This window comes from Vampirovibrio chlorellavorus (assembly GCF_003149375.1).
GTDB lineage: Bacteria > Cyanobacteriota > Vampirovibrionia > Vampirovibrionales > Vampirovibrionaceae > Vampirovibrio > Vampirovibrio chlorellavorus_B.
In genome coordinates this window covers 101540-118317 of the sequence record NZ_QFWH01000006.1, presented here as the reverse complement: position 1 = coordinate 118317, position 16778 = coordinate 101540, and the positions used below count along the sequence as shown (strand labels likewise).

Below are 16778 nucleotides of genomic sequence, written 5' to 3'. Positions count from 1 at the left end.
GGGCTCTTCTGGGCGAATACTGGGCAAAGTCCCAACCTCAACTCACGGGGCAGTCTCCGCCCGCTTCCCGGCGGATGACTGTTCTCTGTCATTGTAGCCCTTTTTGCCAGCGGGAGGAAGAACCGACCGGCCTGATTGGCGGAACATCCGGCCCCAGAAGGCCGCAGTGGCCTCTCCCGGCCTGCCACTTGCCGGGTGGATGCCCACCGGATGGACGATCATCTGAACTGGAGGACGCTCTGAAAAAGGCAAGACAAGGGCGGTCAAAAGTGCTATGGTTAGCAATACGAATGTTTTTTCGAGACTGCAAGATCCCGATTTGCAGCGCCATTGACTCATGAGAAACTTGCCCCACCCGCTCCATGAACATTCTGGAAAAATATTTTGAGATTTTAAGGCAGTTTGATAACTACGAGCCCCGCAAGGCCCAGGAAATGATGGTGTCCCGGGTGGCTCAGAGTATTGAACTGAAACAAACCCTGGTGGTGGAAGCGGGTACCGGCTCCGGCAAATCGTTTGGCTATCTGATCCCGGCCCTGTTTCAGGAAAAACTGGATGGGGAGGGCAAAAAAGTACCGGTGGCCATTTCCACGGCAACCATCGCCCTACAGGAGCAACTGCTGCAAAAGGACATTCCCTTTTTGGCCAAAGCGGCCGGGCTGGATCAACTCAAGGTCAAGCTGGTCAAAGGGCGGGGCAATTACCTGTGCATCCAGAAACTGACGGAAGTGGAACGGCAGGTCAAGACCAACTCCTCGGAATTTCTGCACCTGAACTACCTGAAAGCAGAATTACTACGGGGCTGGAGCGGGGACATCGCCGAACTGGAATTTTCCATCCCGCAGGAACTGTGGAAGGAAATCCGCTCGGATTCCGAAGACTGCCTGGGACGGCGCTGCCGCTTCTACGATCAGAACCCCTACCGGCAAGCCCGGGAGGATCTGGATCAGGCCGATGTGCTGATCGTCAACCACGCCTTGTACCTACAGGATTTATCAGCGGCCCAGAGCCTGCTTCCCCCGCATCAGGTGGTCATTTTCGATGAGGCCCACCAGATCAAGCACTACGCGCTGGGGGCCTTTACCGTGCGTATCGGTAAGTTCGCCACCCAAAAGCTGCTGCAGAAAATTCATCGCCGTTTGCAACCCCTGCCAGAGCATTTTCACCACCTGATTATGGAATCGGAAGCGGCCATTTTTGAGTGGCTGTTTCGAGCCGAAAACAGCGTTTTTCGCCTGTACCCGGATGAACTATTTCTCTACATCGTTAAAAAACACATTCAAATCCTGCAGGATCTGGAGCAGTGGCTGGTGGGCATGGACGTCAAGCAGCTCTCCATCATTCGCCCCGATTTGTTTGAATCCGAGCTGGATATGGATAAGGCCAAAGCCCAGCGGGAAAAGCTGATCAAGCAATTGCAAGGCCTCATTGCCCGTTGGGAGTTCTTTCTAGAAGAAGATCCCTTCGCCAAGCAACGAGTCAACTGGGTGGAAGTGGACAAGGAACGACTGTATTACGAGCTGAAATCCACCCCTCTGAACATCGCCGACATTATGGGCACCCAGCTATGGCAGGAAAAAATCGGCATCCTCACCAGCGCCACCCTGGCGGTGAACAACAACCTGCAGTTCATTCAAAAGGATCTGGGCATCGCCAAATCCGAGGATCTGGTGCTTCCCAGCCCCTTCCGCTATGAGGATCAGTGCGTCCTGTACCTGCCGTCGCATTTGCCCGATCCCAACAGCGATTTATTCAACATCGGCATCACCGAGGAAATCGCTGATATTCTGGCCCTTTCTCAAGGGCGGGCCTTTGTGCTGTTCACCAGCAATCAGGCCATGCGCCGCATCAGCGAGGCCCTGATTCCGCGACTGCCCTTTCCCTGCAAGGTGCAAGGGGAAATGCCCAGAAACCGCCTGATTGACTGGTTTAAAGAAACGCCCAACAGCGTCATTTTCGCCACTTCTACCTTTTGGGAGGGCATTGACGTGCCGGGAGAATCCCTGAGTTGCGTGATTATGGACAAGATCCCCTTCTCTCCCCCCGGAGATCCGGTCAACCAAGCGGTGGTGGATTACATTAAGGCCAGGGGCGATGACTGGTTTGGACAGTACGTGCTGCCGCAGGCGGTCATTAAGCTCAAGCAGGGGTTTGGCCGACTGATTCGCACCGGCACGGACAAAGGACTGGTGGCCATTCTGGATCCTCGCATTCGGCAAAAGGGCTACGGCAAAATCATTCAGCGCAGTTTGCCTTCCGTGCAAACCGTTTCCCGGCTGGCCGATGTGCCCGATTGGCTGTTTGGCGCCTCGGGCGTTTTGGAGCCCTCTGGCGATCCCCTGGCCCTGAGCGCCGATGACGCCATCCTGTTCTAGCAAGTATCCCCCCGGCCCAGAACAGCCCCGTCCCTGACGCATCACAGGGGTCAAAAAAACAGCTTGGCCTCTCCGGCGAATCAGGCGTCTTTGTGGTAAACTCTGGCTCATTCAGGGAGTTTTATTTGGCCCCGGCTCAGAGACAAGCGACTCAAGCCCAAAAGCCAGCCCCCTCCAACCCCATCAAGTAAAAAGGACTCTTGGCATGATCGAAAACGGACGTCACACGGAAAACAGCAGCTACATCGAAACCGACATCATCGAAACCACCGATGAGGACGGACAGGTTCACGTGTTTGAAAAAGTCAGCGAACTGGAAGTGGACGGCCAGGAGTACGCCCTGCTGATTTACAAGGGCAACCAGCCCGATGAGCTGGACGAAGAGGCCGAAGAAGGCGCTGAGTCCGAAGAGGGGTACGAGGAAGAAGTGGTGGTCATGCGCATTAGCTACGAAGATGGCCAGGAAGTGTATGAAGCCATTGAGGACGAGGCCGAATTTGAAAAAGTGGTGGCCTTCATTGACAACATGGATGATGAAGAAGGTGACGTGGAGATAGATGTCACCGACTTCACCGAAAACAACGAGAACTAAGCATCATTACGGGTAAGCCTTTCCGGCTTACCCGTTTTCACCTGATTTTCCCCAGCGTGTTTTTATTTTTCCGTATAGATAGAGGTCGACCGATGAAAATCCACGAGTACCAAGCCAAAGAGCTGTTCCGTAAGTACAACATTCCGGTTCCGGAAGGGCAAGTAGCCTTTACCCCCGATGAAGCCGTGCAAGTGGCCCAGATTTTGAAAACCAAGGACAACCGCTACGTAGTGAAGGCCCAAATCCACGCCGGTGGCCGGGGCAAAGGCGGCGGCGTGAAAGTGGTGGATTCTTTGGATGGCGTGCGGGAAGCGGCCAAGCAAATCATCGGCATGCAGCTGGTCACCCACCAGACCGGCCCGGAAGGCAAAAAAGTCAAATCCGTGCTGGTGGAAGAAGCCTCCTCTATTGCCCGTGAACTCTACATCAGCATCGTGCTGGATCGGGCCACCGCTCGCCCGGTGATTATGGCCTCTCAGGACGGCGGTATGGACATTGAGGAAGTCGCTGAAAAAAACCCCGAGCGCATTATTAAGGAATTCATTCACCCGGTTATTGGCTTGCAGCCCTATCAGGCCCGCAAAATCGCCTACGCCCTGAATATTCCGGCAGAAGGCATGAAAGACGCTCTGAAGCTGATCACCAACCTGTACAAAGTCTTTATCGAAGCCGATTGCGCCATGGTGGAAATCAACCCGCTGGTAGTCACCACCGACAACCGGGTGTTTGCTCTGGATGCCAAAGTGGACTTCGATTCCAACGCCCTGTTCCGCCACCCGGACATCGTGTCCTACCGGGATTTGGACGAGGAAGATCCGCTGGAAGTGGAAGCCTCTCGCTACAACCTGAACTACATTAAGCTGGAAGGCAACGTGGGCTGTCTGGTCAACGGGGCCGGTCTGGCGATGGCCACCATGGACATCATCAAGCAGTATGGCGCCGCACCGGCCAACTTCCTGGATGTGGGCGGCAGCGCCACCGATGAAGCGCTGGAAAACGCCTTCCGCATTCTGTTGTCCGATGAAACCGTGGAAGTGGTTTTTATCAACATCTTCGGCGGCATTCTGCGGTGCGACAAACTGGCCGAAGGGGTGGTGAAAGCCGCTCGCAAGCTGGAAATGCGCTTGCCGTTGGTCATCCGGATGAAAGGCACCAACGTGGACTTGGGCAAACAGATCCTGGCGGATTCCGGCATTCAGTACGCCGTGGAGGAAACCCTGGAAGCCGCCGCCAGCAAAGTCGCCAGCTTCCTGAAGCAACCCGTGGCCTAGCGCAAGCGGTGATGGTGTTGAATGGCCGACTGCACACTTTCGGACCCAAAACGGTCTGTCCTTCTCCGGTCTGTCATTCCCGCGAAGGCGGGAATCCAGGAAAAATGCGTCAAGTAAACCAATACTATTGCTATATTCTAGCGAGTACCAGAAATGGCACCCTCTACACTGGTGTGACTTCTGACCTTTTGCGTCGTGTCTATGAACACAAGGCAAAAATAATGCCGGGGTTTTCCAGTGACTATGAAGTGCAGCAACTGGTATGGTTTGAAACCCACGATTCCATTGAAAATGCGCTCCTACGAGAAAAGCGTATAAAAAAATGGAATCGCCGGTGGAAACTAAAATTGATTGAGTCCCTTAACCCACAGTGGGACGATCTCTATATGACGCTTTCTGGACAGCCTGAAACTCTGGATTCCCGCCTTCGCGGGAATGACGGAAATGACGAAAATGATGAGAATGACAGGACAGACACAAACCGAAAGCCCGAGTTGCTCAACAACGCCATGCTCAATGACTCCAGAACAACAATCCAATCTATAAGCCCATGACTTTTGAACCAGAAGGAAAGCAAATCGATGGCAGTTTTAGTTGATAAAAATACCAAATTACTCGTACAGGGCATTACCGGAAAAGAAGGCTCTTTCCACGCGGAAGGCTGCATGAAATACGGCACCAACTTAGTGGGCGGCGTCACCCCCGGCAAGGGCGGCACCAGCGTGGAACTGGACGGCAAGCAAATCCCCGTGTTCAACACCGTGCGTGAAGCCCGTGAAGCCACCGGAGCCAACGCCACCATGATTTTCGTGCCCCCGCCATTCGCTGCTGATGCGGTCATGGAAGCCACCGCCGCTGGTATCGAGCTGGTCATCTGCATCACCGAGGGCATTCCGGTGAACGACATGATGAAGGTCAAGCAGTTCATGCGCGATTACCCCAACACCCGCCTGATTGGCCCCAACTGCCCCGGCGTCATTTCTCCGGAGCTGGCTAAAATTGGCATTATGCCCGGCCCCATTCACAAAAAAGGCCCAGTGGGCGTGGTCTCCCGCTCCGGCACCCTGACGTATGAGGCCGTGGACCAGCTGACCCAGCGTGGCATCGGGCAATCCACCTGCATTGGCATTGGTGGGGACCCCATCAACGGCACCAACTTCATTGATGCCCTGACTTTGTTTGAAGCGGATCCTGAAACCAAGGCCATCATGATGATTGGTGAAATTGGCGGCACCGCTGAGGAAGAAGCGGCTGAATTCGCCAAGAAGCATGTCACCAAACCCATCGTGTGCTTCATCGCCGGGCAAACCGCCCCCACCGGAAAGCGTATGGGCCACGCTGGCGCCATCATCTCCGGGGGCAAAGGCACCGCCGCCGAAAAAATGAAGGCGCTGGAAGCCGCTGGCATCACCGTGGTGGTCAGCCCCGCTGAAATGGGCGAAACCATCGCCAAGAAGCTGGGCGCTCCCGCACTGGCCTAACCATTTTTTCCAGAATCCATACCGAAAGCGGGAGGCCTTGTTAGATCTCCCGCTTTCATAGGTTGGGTATCTGCTTGCAAGGAATGAGTCGGCTAGTCTTTGGGGGCGGTGGCCGATGGGGCCTGACTCAGACCATCCCGGGAGGCAGGACGAAAAGCCTTGGCCGTCGGGGTGCTTTTATCAACCACGTAACCCAATAACTCGCTCAGCAATTGAACCTTGTGATTGAAGTAACGGGCCCGGTAGCGATTCTCCGTTTCCGCCTGCACCCAGGCATCAGTGGCCGTTTGCAGCCCACTCAGGGCCTGCTGGGCTGCCATCAGATGATCGGGCGGCATGGTGGCCGGATTTTTAAAGGGAGCCAGAGTCCGCAACTGCATTGCCAACTGCGAAAGGCCGCTTTCAATAGTCTGGACTTGTGGGACAGGCAGATTGGCCAGCGCTCCCCTGGACTGGAGCATGCTGAATTTTTGATGATAATCGTCCAGAATCAACTGCAGGGATTTAATCACATCCCGATGGGGCGGCAGGCTGTTGGCGGCCTTAAAGGGGCCATTGCCCAGCACTTCGATTTTCTCCGAGTCCAGATGGGCGCCAGCAAATAGGGTCACGCCCAATCCCCCGCGCTCCCGCAAGGCTTCCACATGCTGCACCAACTGCCCACCATCCAGACGGTGCAGGGCAATCCCTGGATAAATCAGGGAGCGCTTCTGGGGGGAGGACTGCACATAGTCGAACATACCCTGCAAGCGCTCCGGATCCGTGGTGTAGGACATGGGACTCAAGGTGTCTACCCAGCCATTTTCAATCCAGGTTTCCCAGTCTTGCTGAATGGTCACAATGCGGCTTTCCCGGCGCATGGGGAACACCGCCGCCGAAATCTTGATAGCGGGCCTGAGCCCGCGCAGGGTGCTGGAGACCTGCTGCACAAAGGAACTGACCTGATAGGTCTTCCAGGCGATCCAGAGCTTGGCGGTGTAGTCATCCAGATTGTCCAGCGTTTGCCCGGTGGCCCGGTAGAAGCGGTCCCGACCGACGGCATCATAGCCCATGCGGGTGCCAGCGGTCTGGAAGGGGTAGCGAATGTAATCCAGTTGCAGGCCATCCACCTCGTAACGGCTGACGATCTCCCGGTAGACGCTCAACAGGAAAGCACGGCCCTTCTCGCTGGCCGGGTCCAGCCAGAATTCATGCTGACGACCATCCACCTCCAGCCCACCGCCACTATTGCGCAGGGCCTCACTCATCAGGCCGGCTTCCGACAGCATGGGCCCCGGGTAAGTGACCGGCTGGTTAATGAGAGGGTTGTGCCGACGGTTACCCACGGCAAAGGCCCACACCCAGGCATGTACTTCCATGCCCAGGCGATGCCCCTCTTCCACAGCGACTTTCAGAGGGTCCCAATCCTGAATGAGCGGGTTACTCTTTAAAATGGCGCTGGGGTAAATGGGAAAACCGGCGTTCACGGTCTCGAAGTAAACGATATTAATGCCCGCCTGATGCAGTTTCTGAATGACTTTTTTCAGACCCTCCGGGTTTTGGGCATTGACAATGGTGCCCCGATCCAGCCAAATGGCCCGCCCTTCCACCCGAGGGGAATCACTGGTCAGGGCCAGCGCTTTCAGGGTCAGACGACGAGCTTCGGCGTAGGCGTCCAGACCCGCCTGGGTCTGCCCGTTCAGATACAGCGACTCGAATTTGCGTTTGTTCTGATGGGCCTCCCACAGCAGCTTGCGGATTTTCTCATCCGGGATCTCCATGGACAGTTGCTTGGCCGTCTCGGTGGCCTCGTGAATGCGCCGGCGATAATCATCCAGCACCCGCAGATTGTAGGAGTAGGTTCCGTAATCAAATTCCGGCGCAATAACGGAAGCGGCTTCCGGGTCCAAAAAACTGAAACGCTTTTGAGGCTGGCCCGGCTCGCCCGCTTTTGCCCCGCTCCCCGCCGGGGTGCCCGTGGCAGCCGGGGGAGCGCCTTGTTCAGGCCGTCCCAGAATGTTGTCCAGCACCTCAGCTTCGGCGTCCGGGGTTTGAGCGGCAGCACCGGCCTTGGTAGTGGATTTGGCTTCCGCCTGGGCGATTTCAAGGGCTTTTCCGGATGGTGCCTGGCTGTGAAATAAACTGTCTCGCAGGGCGCTGGGCAGCGTGGCCATAAACCGCTCCGGGGTTTCTTCCGCCACCGCCAGAGACTCGGCCACGGCAAGAGCGGCCTGGGGAGGAACGGCAGCAGTGGTTTGCGACTGGGCCGACAACGGGGTGTTTAGGGTGTTTGAGGCGGTTGACCCGGCGGGCGGCGGACTCAGGGTCAATATCGCTCTGGATGCAGGATCAGAGGCAGCGCCCTTGGGATCGGCAAGCTGACTGGCGGCCATAGGCTGTTCTTTTTCCTGAGGGGACAAAGGGCCATTGATAAAGGCCGCTGGCTGAAGCGGATAGGCCGCTCGTCCCGGAACTCCCTTTTTACCGGTCTTGAGTACCACCGAATCCGGCGGGGCCAGGGGCATGGCCTTGGCCAGGGCCATCATCAGGGAAGGCCGGGACAATCGCTGCCCGGATGGCCAGTTGAGCAAGGCCCCTTTTGCGGTGGTAATGAGCGCCGGATACCGCTCTCCCCAGGTGGCCAGAACCGACTGCCCTACGCTGGGTTGCAAACGCAGCAAACGACTGCCCGCTCGCAGCACATCGTCACTGGACTGAGAGGTCCCACTCCAGAACAGAGGCTGCTCATCCGCAATCGCTTCCGAGCCTGTCAAGGTCAGTCCCACCATCTCCACCAGTCGCTGTGCGGACGGGGACAACGGCAACTGCCCCGGAAACAGCACCAGATGCCCCCCGGCCTGTAAGTAACGGTTCAGCATGGCCAGGGCAGAAGCATCCAACTGCCCGCTCAGGGGAACCAACACATAAGGGGCGCTTCCTGGACTGATGGAAAACAGGAAATCGTCGCCCTTCACCCGATGGGGCTGGTAGCCGATATCCTCCAGTGATTTCAAGACCCTGCCCTGCCCGCCCCCTGCCGAAGAGGGTTCCGCATCGTACACCGGAAGCCGCTGCGCGGCCCATGCTTCTAACTGCCCCCATCCGCTCAGTTGAAATGCCAGCATCAAGAGTACTAGAATAAAAGAACGGCCTTGACTCTGGCGATTGCGCCAACCAGATGCTTGCGTTATGTTCAAAGGATGCTTCACTTTCTCTTCAACCTGCGCCAGACAAAAACAATGCGTTGCCGAAACCACGGTGCCCCAAGAGTTTGAAATCGATTTCCAGAAGGTTTGCTCACATGCCGGATGATATCTCGCCCATTGAAACTGCTATAAGTATTTTAAAGCAAAAATCATATCCGCCATCCAGCCGAATGAATGCCATCCTTTATATGTTGGAAAAATTCGAGCCCAAATGCCTCCCCGTGCTGGAGGAAATTTTAAACGATTCGGAAGAGGAACCGGATGTCCGGAGCGCAGCCGCGCTGGCACTGGGGAAAGTGGGCGGTGACCGGGCTTTCGACGTACTCAAGCAAATGGCCCACAATGAAGACAATACGGTTAAAAACTACGCCGTCCAGGCGCTGGGCATGACGGGTCGTGAGGAAACCATTCCCATTCTGCTGAATGCCCTGAAGGATCAGGACAACGCCGTCTTTGCCTCCGCGGCGGAAGCCTTGGGACAAATCGGCAAGCCTGTGGTGCCTCATCTCATCAACCTGCTGAAAACCAGCCATGCGGAAGACGCCCGCTGCATCGCCGCCTGGCAACTGGGAACCCTGCGCTACACGGAAGCGGTACCCACCCTGGTGGAAGTCATTCGCACCGATAGCAACCCCGAAGTGATCGCCCTGGCCATCTGGGCTTTGGGAGAAATCGGCTTTGGTCCGCCGGAGGTGCTGGAATTGCTTCAGCAGCAACGGGCCAGCCAGGACCCCACGATTAACAAGCGCGCGGAAATGGCCATCAAAAAAATCACCCGCCACGTGAATTAAGAGACTATCCAAAATACGTTCCTCATCACTTAAACCCAGCAATTAGCTGGTTGGCTAATTGTGACTGGCTCAACTTTAGCCAATACTAGGCCCATTACTATCAAGCGCAATCGCAACAGGCATCATGAACGGCAGCTATCCAGCCTTCCAAAGCCCCCGCCCTGAATACCGAAAACTGGCCTTGTGTGGGTTATTGACCTTTGCCATCGTGTGTTCCGGTGCACAACCCTTGCGGGCCGAATCCCAGTGGCGGGATATTCCGGATGATTTCTGGGCCAAATCGGCCATTCAGCTCCTGAGTGAACGGGACATATTCAGCGAAGGCAAGGAACAGCGCTTTTATCCCTATCGGGCCATCACCCGCGCTGAATTCGCCAGTATTTTAGCCAGGGCATTGCCTCAAAAAACGATGCCCACAACGGCTCAGCGTTTTTCCGATGTTCCCAAACATCACTGGGCGGCCCAGGCCATCCAAACCGTGGTCAGTCAGGGTTGGCTGAGCGGCGTCACCCAGCAACAATTCCAGCCCAACCAGATTCTAACCATGGGAGAGCTGTACGCCAGTCTGGGTAAACTCCAGCCCGCCACCGTGGAGAGCGAGCAGGCCAACCAGATTCTGGCGGCCTACCAGGATCAGGATCAGTTGCCCGAGTGGGCCAGAGTACCCGTGGCCCAAGCCATCGCCAGTGGGCTCACCCTGAGCGAGCGTTCCAAAACCCGGCTGTCTCCCAACATCCCGGCCACCCGAGCCAGTGTGGCCGCCTGTGTGGCCAAAGCCTTACAAGCCGATCGACCGATCCAAACCACCCCGCCGAACACGGCGGCCTTATCAGCGCCGCATACGCCTGCTTCAGTCAGCGCCCCGACAGCCCTGACCCAGCAAATCCCTATGGAAGAAGCCCTGCCAGCCGCCAACGTGGTGGGCCAATTGGCCGCCGGAGGGGAGGCTAATGCCTGGCAACTGGTTCGGGCCGATGGCAAGCGGTTTCGTCTGGACATTCAAGGGCTAAGCCGGGCGGAGCAAGCAAACTGGCAAATCGGGCAAGCCGTACGAGTCACCGGAAATCTGGACGCCGTGCGTGGAACGGCGGAGGATCCCATTCTGGTGGTGCAGACCTGTCATCCGGTGGCGGTTTTCACCCCGGATAAAACGGCCTCCCCGGTGTTAGAAATCCACCCCGAGGCCAAGCATCCTGCCGAGGCGTCCCCGGCTGCCGAAGCGACCGGGAATGCGCTCCCTGAAGCCAAAGTGAAATCAGACACAACAGCGAATGCTATCCCTGACACCGAAGCAGCATCAGATACAACCGCTGAAGCCGCAAAAACACCTGCTGAATTGAAGTTATACTTCCCCAATCTGGCCAATCTGGTCAGCGATCCCAGCCTGATGCTGGGCGAGGCGGTGGCCCGGGAGGGACTGACCGGCAGGACTCCCCGTCAGGCGATTGAGGCCATTCTGGGTGGGCCTATCGATGCGGAAAAGCGAGATGGGTATTTCATGGATGCCGACCTGAAACGCTTGCGGCTGGATAAATTCAGCCTGAATGAAAGTGGGCTGGCCACTGTGCAGCTCTACGCCCCGGGGGATTTTCAGTTCAGCAACAGCAGCGTGCCCGCCCGGCTGGATGAGCAGCTTCGGCGCACCCTGAAGCAATTTTCGGGTATTCAACGGGTCAAGGTCTCCGTTAAAAACCCCAAAGACAAGATTCTCTGGATTTCACCATAACCCAATAATCCCAATATCTTGATTTCCGGCTCCATGCGCTAGTATGGGGCCTTTTCCTTGACCCGGCGGAACGGGCTTACCCCTAGGCTTGCCACGGTTATTTCTGGTATAACCGCAACAGTGTTAAAGGAACCGATTATGGCCCGCCCCCCGCTCTTGGAAAAATTTTATCAGAGTGAACCCCTGACCGTCAGCCTCATTTGCCTGCTGGCCCTGGGGCTTCGGCTCTTCAATCTGGATGCCACCAGCCTGTGGATTGATGAAATTTACTCCCTGATGGTGACCAACACCCACCTGTATCCCACCCAGCTCCATCCAGCCATCCACAGCGCCAACGAGTTTTACCAGCACTTCCTCAGCTGGCAGCCCATGAATGTGGATCGTCTGCTGGCCCTGCTGAAAATTAATGTGCATATGCCGCTTTATTACCTGTTGCTCAACCCGTGGCTGGACTGGTTCGGCAACAACGCGGTGGGCTTGCGCAGTTTTTCCGCCGTGTGGTCCGCCTTGCTCATCCTGCCCGTGTTTGGACTGGGTAAAGCCCTGGGGGGGCGTCAGGCCGGATACCTGTGTGCTTTGGTCACCGCCCTGCTACCCTTCCAGATTTACTACGGGCAAGAGGGCCGCATGTACGCCCTCAGCCTGTTCTGGGCCGGTTGGGCCGGTCTGGCCTTTTGGCAAATTCTCTTTGGGAAACGCCCCGCCCTGTGGGGCTGGCTCTATGCGCTGGCCGTCAGCGGGGGCATGCTGAGCCATTACATGTTCGTCTTTTTTCTGGGCTTTCAGGCCCTGTTTGCCCTTATGTTCGGCTGGCGGACACAACAGTGGAAGCGCTTGATGGGTGCCCTGCCCGCTGTGGTGGCTTTGGGGGCCATTGCCCTGTGGTGGGCCCCGGTCTACCAGTTGCAACAACAAGGGGTGAACGAGGAGTATCACTTCGCCAAGGGGTTGGTGGGCTGGACTCGCTATCTCAGCGTGCCCTTCTGGCAGCCGCTGGTGGTGGTGGCCGGGGATAACCGGTTGAGTCGCCTCATTTACATTCCCATCACCCTGCTACTGTTAGTGCTGGCCTATCGATCCCACAAGGCAGAGAAGGCCCGCTTCAGTTTTAGCGCAAGCGGATACCTGCTGAGCTGGCTGTGGATTCCGTTGCTCCTGCAAATCGCTTACGATTTTTGGAAGCACACCCACATTGCCATCATCGATCGCTACGCCATGCTGATTTCCCCGGCCATGGGCCTGATAGTGGGCCTGGCGCTGGCTCGACTCTGGATCACGCCCCGCCACGCCAATACAACGCCTCCCACCAACCGGGGACGCTTTCTGGCGATGACCCTTCTGGGCGGCATGGCACTGGTGGCCCTAGCCAGCGTGGCTTCTCCCTCCCCCTTTCGGGATGAGCATAACAAGGATGATCATATCCGGGAAAAAATGGGGTATTTTCTGTCTCAGGCAAAACCCGCCGATTTGATTTTTGTGAACGGCCCGCTAGGGGCTCCAAATTTGGCCGCCTTTTACCTTCAGCCGACCCGTCCGCAACAGCCCATGGTCTACTGGATCAGCCGGTATCAGGGACAGCCGGTGCCCTTGCCAGCCCCTGAGCTGTTCAAACCCTACCAGCGGGTGTGGCTGTTTCGGCACCGGGCCAACAACGAACGGGGCTTGCAAACCGCCAAAGACTACTTAAAATCCATGTACCCCCATCAGGTTCAAACCCATGACTGGTTTATCTTCAGCAAGCAAACCAATCTCTGAAAATCCAATATTCTCTGTATTTGATTCGGGAATTGCGAAGCAATGGATTTATTATGGCCGGTCGGGTGGTATGATTAGCCTTATGTGTATTCTCAAAAACAGTTCAGGTGAGTCTCTTGTCTAAAAGTAGCGCTTTCAAACATAAACCCATCCCCTGGATGTACTCCACCGCCGGAGCCATGGTGGCCGCGGCCATCATGAAGCTCAATCCCATCCACCGGCGTCTGTCCGAGATGGAAATCCGCAACATTCAGGATTACTTCAACAGCGACTTCATCAGCCCCAGTCAGCGGCGGCACATCAATAACCTGATGGCCTTTATGATGAGCTATTACCACGCCATAAAACGCCTGGGCAAACTGGGCAAACTGGCCCGACAGGATTACTACGCCCTGAACCGACAAGGCTGCTTTGCCCTGAATGAGCTGCCCCGGGTTCCGGAAGCGGGATTCACCAGTCAGAAAACACCCTTGCTGATTGTACCGGGCCTGAATACCCCGCCCGTATTTTTCCGGGAAATGCACGCCTATTTTTCAGCCAAGGGCTACCCGGTGGAAGTCATGTCCCTGCCCGAAAACGGGTTGGCGGACGTGGCCACAGCGGCGGCCAAGCTGGAAGAAGAATTAAATCTGCTGAAGAAAAAGTGCGACGCCACCAAGGTGAACGTGGTGGGTCATTGTCTGGGCGGGGTGATTGCCCATTACTGGCTGCAGACTCAGGCCATGCAGGCAGGTTCCGTGGCCAATCTGGTTTCGTTAGGCACGGGCTTTTTGGGCGCCGAAGGGGTGCAGGAGCTGAAAAACCTGTGGATTCCCCGCAATCCCGGCAAACCAGTGCCCAAAGTGTTTGACGAGTTGATTCACTGGAATCTGAACATGGTGCGCACCTCCACCGAGGTGGCTTACCACAGCCTGATTACGGTGTGGGACTTCATGGTGCATTTCCGCAAAGGCCTACTCGAAGCGGCCTCCGACATGCCCTGCCAAATCAACAACCTGATTCTGGACAACCCGGATATTGATCACCTGACCATTGCCCTGAATCATGAGGTGTTTGAATACATCGAGCGCATGATTCGGCCCGGTCTGACCAGCACACAGGCCACTTAATTTTAGGTAAGGCTGCCTTCACAACAGGTTTGTACTGTTTGAGTACAGCGGATAGATGCTGGGCCACCTTGCCAAAAGCAGTTCCACAGTTTGTTTGAGCTGAGCGTAGTTTTACAAACGTCTTGTGAAGGCAGCCTTGCCTAATTTTAACCCCATACAAAGTTCTTAAAGTTGGCTCGTTCATTTGAGCCGTTTCTTAATGGAACATAAAGTTCACCGCACGTCATGATGTGGAATGGCGTTTTGGCACTGTGCAATCTCGTGAGGGTTTTCAGGCGATGGCTAGACACTTTGCTGTTTTCAACATCCCCGCTTCAGCGAGCGCTATCCGCCATGGCCAGCCCCCCGAGCCCGCCTATCGTTTTTACGTGCCACAGGACAAGGCCAAGCGCAAAAGCCGGGCCCAGCTCCATCAACTGGAATTTTTAAGCGCCGTATTCGCCCAAGAAGGGGCCAATCGTTTTTTCAAAACATTCTTGCTGCGCTTTCTGTTTGATTCTGGCAAAACTGCGGCAGACGAGTCGGCCACACGAGGCCTGCCCGTGGCCTGCTGAGCCACGGCCCTGACCTCAGACTCAGACGTCTGACAGGCCAATGCCACAGACCCTGCATGGTTCATGGCGTCAGGGAAGCTCATTGCTGTGTATGCCTTTGAATCAAAAAGGAATTTGCCCATGACTGATATTCTGGGTCGTCATCTGCTGGTGGAATTTTACGGTTGTCAGCCGGAAACGCTGGATTCCGTTACCGCCATTGAAACCCACATGAACGCCGCCGCCCTGGCCTGCGGGGCCACCATCGTGCAATCCACCTTCCATCGCTTTCAACCCTGGGGTGTCAGCGGGGTGGTGGTCATCGCCGAATCACATCTGGCCATTCACACCTGGCCGGAACATGGCTACGCCTCGGTGGATCTGTACACCTGTGGGGCCCATATTGAACCGCTGGTGGCCTATGAGCATCTGCGGCTGATGCTGGACGCCCGGCAAACGGAGGTTCAGCAGATTCTGCGGGGCAATCTGGCATCTATTCGGTCGCTGGCCCTGAAGCATACGCCCCAGAACCCAGACCTCGATACGGCCATCCTGAAAGGAGGGACTTTCGCATGACCCCAATCATTTCCGTCTCTCAAACATCTCCCGCCATGGCCGAAGGGTGGCATCCGGCAGCGACCGGTTCTGTCGGGTTTGGCCCCCACCTGATGCTGGATTGCAGGCAGTGCCATCCCGGTAAAATCGGGGATGTGGCCTACGTGTTCGAGGTCCTCAAGACCTTACCGGCCCAGGTGGGCATGACCGCCATCACCCAGCCCTATGTGTTCCCCTACGCCGGGCTGGTACCCGAAGATCGGGGGGTCACCGGCATGGTGGTCATCGCCGAATCCCACCTGTCCTTTCACTCCTTCACAGAAAAAGATTACTTCTTTTTCGACCTGTTCAGTTGCAAGCCCTTTGCGGTGGATGCGGCGGTTCAGTTTGTATTGAAGGCCTTTGAGGTGAACCACTGGGAACTACACTACGCCGAACGGGGCCGATACTTCCCCCGGGGAACGCCCGGAGCCCCCCCCACCCGCGGCCTTCCCCTCCCGGATAGGGAATGATCCCGGAGACTGTCCGTAAAGAGTCCATCCATTGAAGGCGGTCAGTCTCTAAAAAAAGGGCGGCACCTTCTCTACGGGTGTCGCCTTTTTGATTTCTATTCATCTAATTTCAATTGATCTGATGGGCAGCAAATCCTACGGTCTAACCACTGCCCACGGCTTTCTTACGGAAGTCTGAATTTCCAAATCACCCGGTGAAAAACCTTAAAGCCTGCCATACAACTCTTGCAATAAATCCAGCAGATTCAGGGTGCGGGGATCGGCTACGGAATAAAAGACCTGATTGGCTTGCTTGCGGGTGGTCAAAATGTCCTTGTCTCTCAGTTGGGCCAGGTGTTGGGAAATATTGGACTGGGTGGTGCCCATCAGGGCCTCCAGTTGATAGACATTTTTTTCGCCGGAGCGCAGCACATTCAGTATCCCCAGGCGGATGGGGTGACTAAGGGCTTTGAGCCGTCGACACACTTTCTCCGAGGAGGCGGGCGCTGGGTTCATAGACGCTATCCCCATTGGCTTGATGACACTAAAACACTAAACCGAACAGCAATCCGGCAATGATACCGATTGCCGAGTGTCATTAACAGTATACATCATTTTATTAGTAAATTCTAATATTTTTATATGTTAATTGAAGCAATCCAGAAACAAGTCCACAAACCCCGTACCGCCTTTGCCAGTCACCCTTTTCGGTACCCCCCCCCTGCTGTACAAAGTCATGGGTTGTTCCTCCGGCTCAAAAAACGTTACAATAGGCTCACGCGTCGTTGGGGCTCCAGCCACCCCGAAGTAAGCCCTCTTGGGTCTGCTTCCCGCCCAGAACCAGTTCCGACTGAGTTCCAGCTGGGTGAACGCCCCAAAAAATGACGTGTTACCGAGTGATTTTGTCAGCGTAT

General features: G+C 56.0%; 14 protein-coding genes. 12 read left to right on the top strand and 2 right to left on the bottom strand.

From position 1 onward, the window contains the following. The first annotated feature begins 362 nt into the window (after positions 1 to 362). The 5 genes from DF283_RS09130 to sucD all read left to right on the top strand — a co-directional run bounded on the left by DF283_RS09130 (position 363) and on the right by sucD (position 5719). On the top strand, positions 363 to 2375 hold the full coding sequence (locus DF283_RS09130) for an ATP-dependent DNA helicase (RefSeq protein WP_303674473.1): 2013 nt from the start codon (positions 363 to 365) through the stop codon (positions 2373 to 2375). Between the two features lie 205 nt (positions 2376 to 2580). Continuing rightward, a complete protein-coding gene (locus DF283_RS09125) occupies positions 2581 to 2967 on the top strand; it encodes a DUF1292 domain-containing protein (RefSeq protein ID WP_303674472.1) in 387 nt (128 codons plus the stop codon). Positions 2968 to 3059: 92 nt separating this feature from the next. After that, the gene (gene sucC / locus DF283_RS09120) at positions 3060 to 4238 is read left to right on the top strand and encodes an ADP-forming succinate--CoA ligase subunit beta (protein WP_303674471.1); all 1179 of its coding nucleotides are present in this window, start codon (positions 3060 to 3062) and stop codon (positions 4236 to 4238) included. Between the two features lie 104 nt (positions 4239 to 4342). Next, the gene (locus tag DF283_RS09115) at positions 4343 to 4792 is read left to right on the top strand and encodes a GIY-YIG nuclease family protein (protein ID WP_303674470.1); all 450 of its coding nucleotides are present in this window, start codon (positions 4343 to 4345) and stop codon (positions 4790 to 4792) included. A 27-nt stretch (positions 4793 to 4819) separates the two neighbouring features. After that, the gene (sucD, locus tag DF283_RS09110) at positions 4820 to 5719 is read left to right on the top strand and encodes a succinate--CoA ligase subunit alpha (protein WP_303674469.1); all 900 of its coding nucleotides are present in this window, start codon (positions 4820 to 4822) and stop codon (positions 5717 to 5719) included. A gap of 92 nt (positions 5720 to 5811) precedes the next feature. Here the strand turns inward: sucD and DF283_RS09105 are convergent, their stop codons facing one another. Beyond that, positions 5812 to 8823, bottom strand: coding sequence for a glycoside hydrolase family 10-like protein (locus DF283_RS09105; protein ID WP_303674468.1), 3012 nt, complete (start codon positions 8821 to 8823; stop codon positions 5812 to 5814). Positions 8824 to 8876: 53 nt separating this feature from the next. On the opposite strand from DF283_RS09105, the gene DF283_RS09100 reads away from it, so the two are divergent. The 7 genes from DF283_RS09100 to speD (DF283_RS09070) all read left to right on the top strand — a co-directional run bounded on the left by DF283_RS09100 (position 8877) and on the right by speD (DF283_RS09070) (position 15885). Further along, the gene (locus DF283_RS09100) at positions 8877 to 9695 is read left to right on the top strand and encodes a HEAT repeat domain-containing protein (protein WP_333782281.1); all 819 of its coding nucleotides are present in this window, start codon (positions 8877 to 8879) and stop codon (positions 9693 to 9695) included. Between the two features lie 124 nt (positions 9696 to 9819). Next, complete coding sequence (locus DF283_RS09095) at positions 9820 to 11421, top strand: S-layer homology domain-containing protein (protein WP_303674466.1); 1602 nt, start codon at positions 9820 to 9822, stop codon at positions 11419 to 11421. Between the two features lie 138 nt (positions 11422 to 11559). Next, positions 11560 to 13176, top strand: a complete 1617-nt coding sequence (locus DF283_RS09090; RefSeq protein ID WP_303674465.1) for a glycosyltransferase family 39 protein — start codon at positions 11560 to 11562, stop codon at positions 13174 to 13176. Between the two features lie 116 nt (positions 13177 to 13292). Then, on the top strand, positions 13293 to 14285 hold the full coding sequence (locus tag DF283_RS09085; RefSeq protein WP_303674463.1) for an esterase/lipase family protein: 993 nt from the start codon (positions 13293 to 13295) through the stop codon (positions 14283 to 14285). A gap of 278 nt (positions 14286 to 14563) precedes the next feature. Next, a complete protein-coding gene (locus DF283_RS09080; RefSeq protein WP_303674462.1) occupies positions 14564 to 14839 on the top strand; it encodes a hypothetical protein in 276 nt (91 codons plus the stop codon). A 120-nt stretch (positions 14840 to 14959) separates the two neighbouring features. Continuing rightward, positions 14960 to 15394: an adenosylmethionine decarboxylase gene (speD, locus tag DF283_RS09075; RefSeq protein ID WP_303674461.1), complete on the top strand. Its 435-nt coding sequence runs from the start codon at positions 14960 to 14962 to the stop codon at positions 15392 to 15394. Continuing rightward, on the top strand, positions 15391 to 15885 hold the full coding sequence (speD, locus tag DF283_RS09070; RefSeq protein WP_303674459.1) for an S-adenosylmethionine decarboxylase: 495 nt from the start codon (positions 15391 to 15393) through the stop codon (positions 15883 to 15885). Before speD (DF283_RS09075) ends, speD (DF283_RS09070) begins: the two co-directional genes overlap by 4 nt. Before the next feature lie 204 nt (positions 15886 to 16089). On the opposite strand, the gene DF283_RS09065 is transcribed toward speD (DF283_RS09070), so the two are convergent. Next, positions 16090 to 16380, bottom strand: coding sequence for an ArsR/SmtB family transcription factor (locus tag DF283_RS09065; RefSeq protein WP_303674458.1), 291 nt, complete (start codon positions 16378 to 16380; stop codon positions 16090 to 16092). Positions 16381 to 16778: the final 398 nt, after the last annotated feature.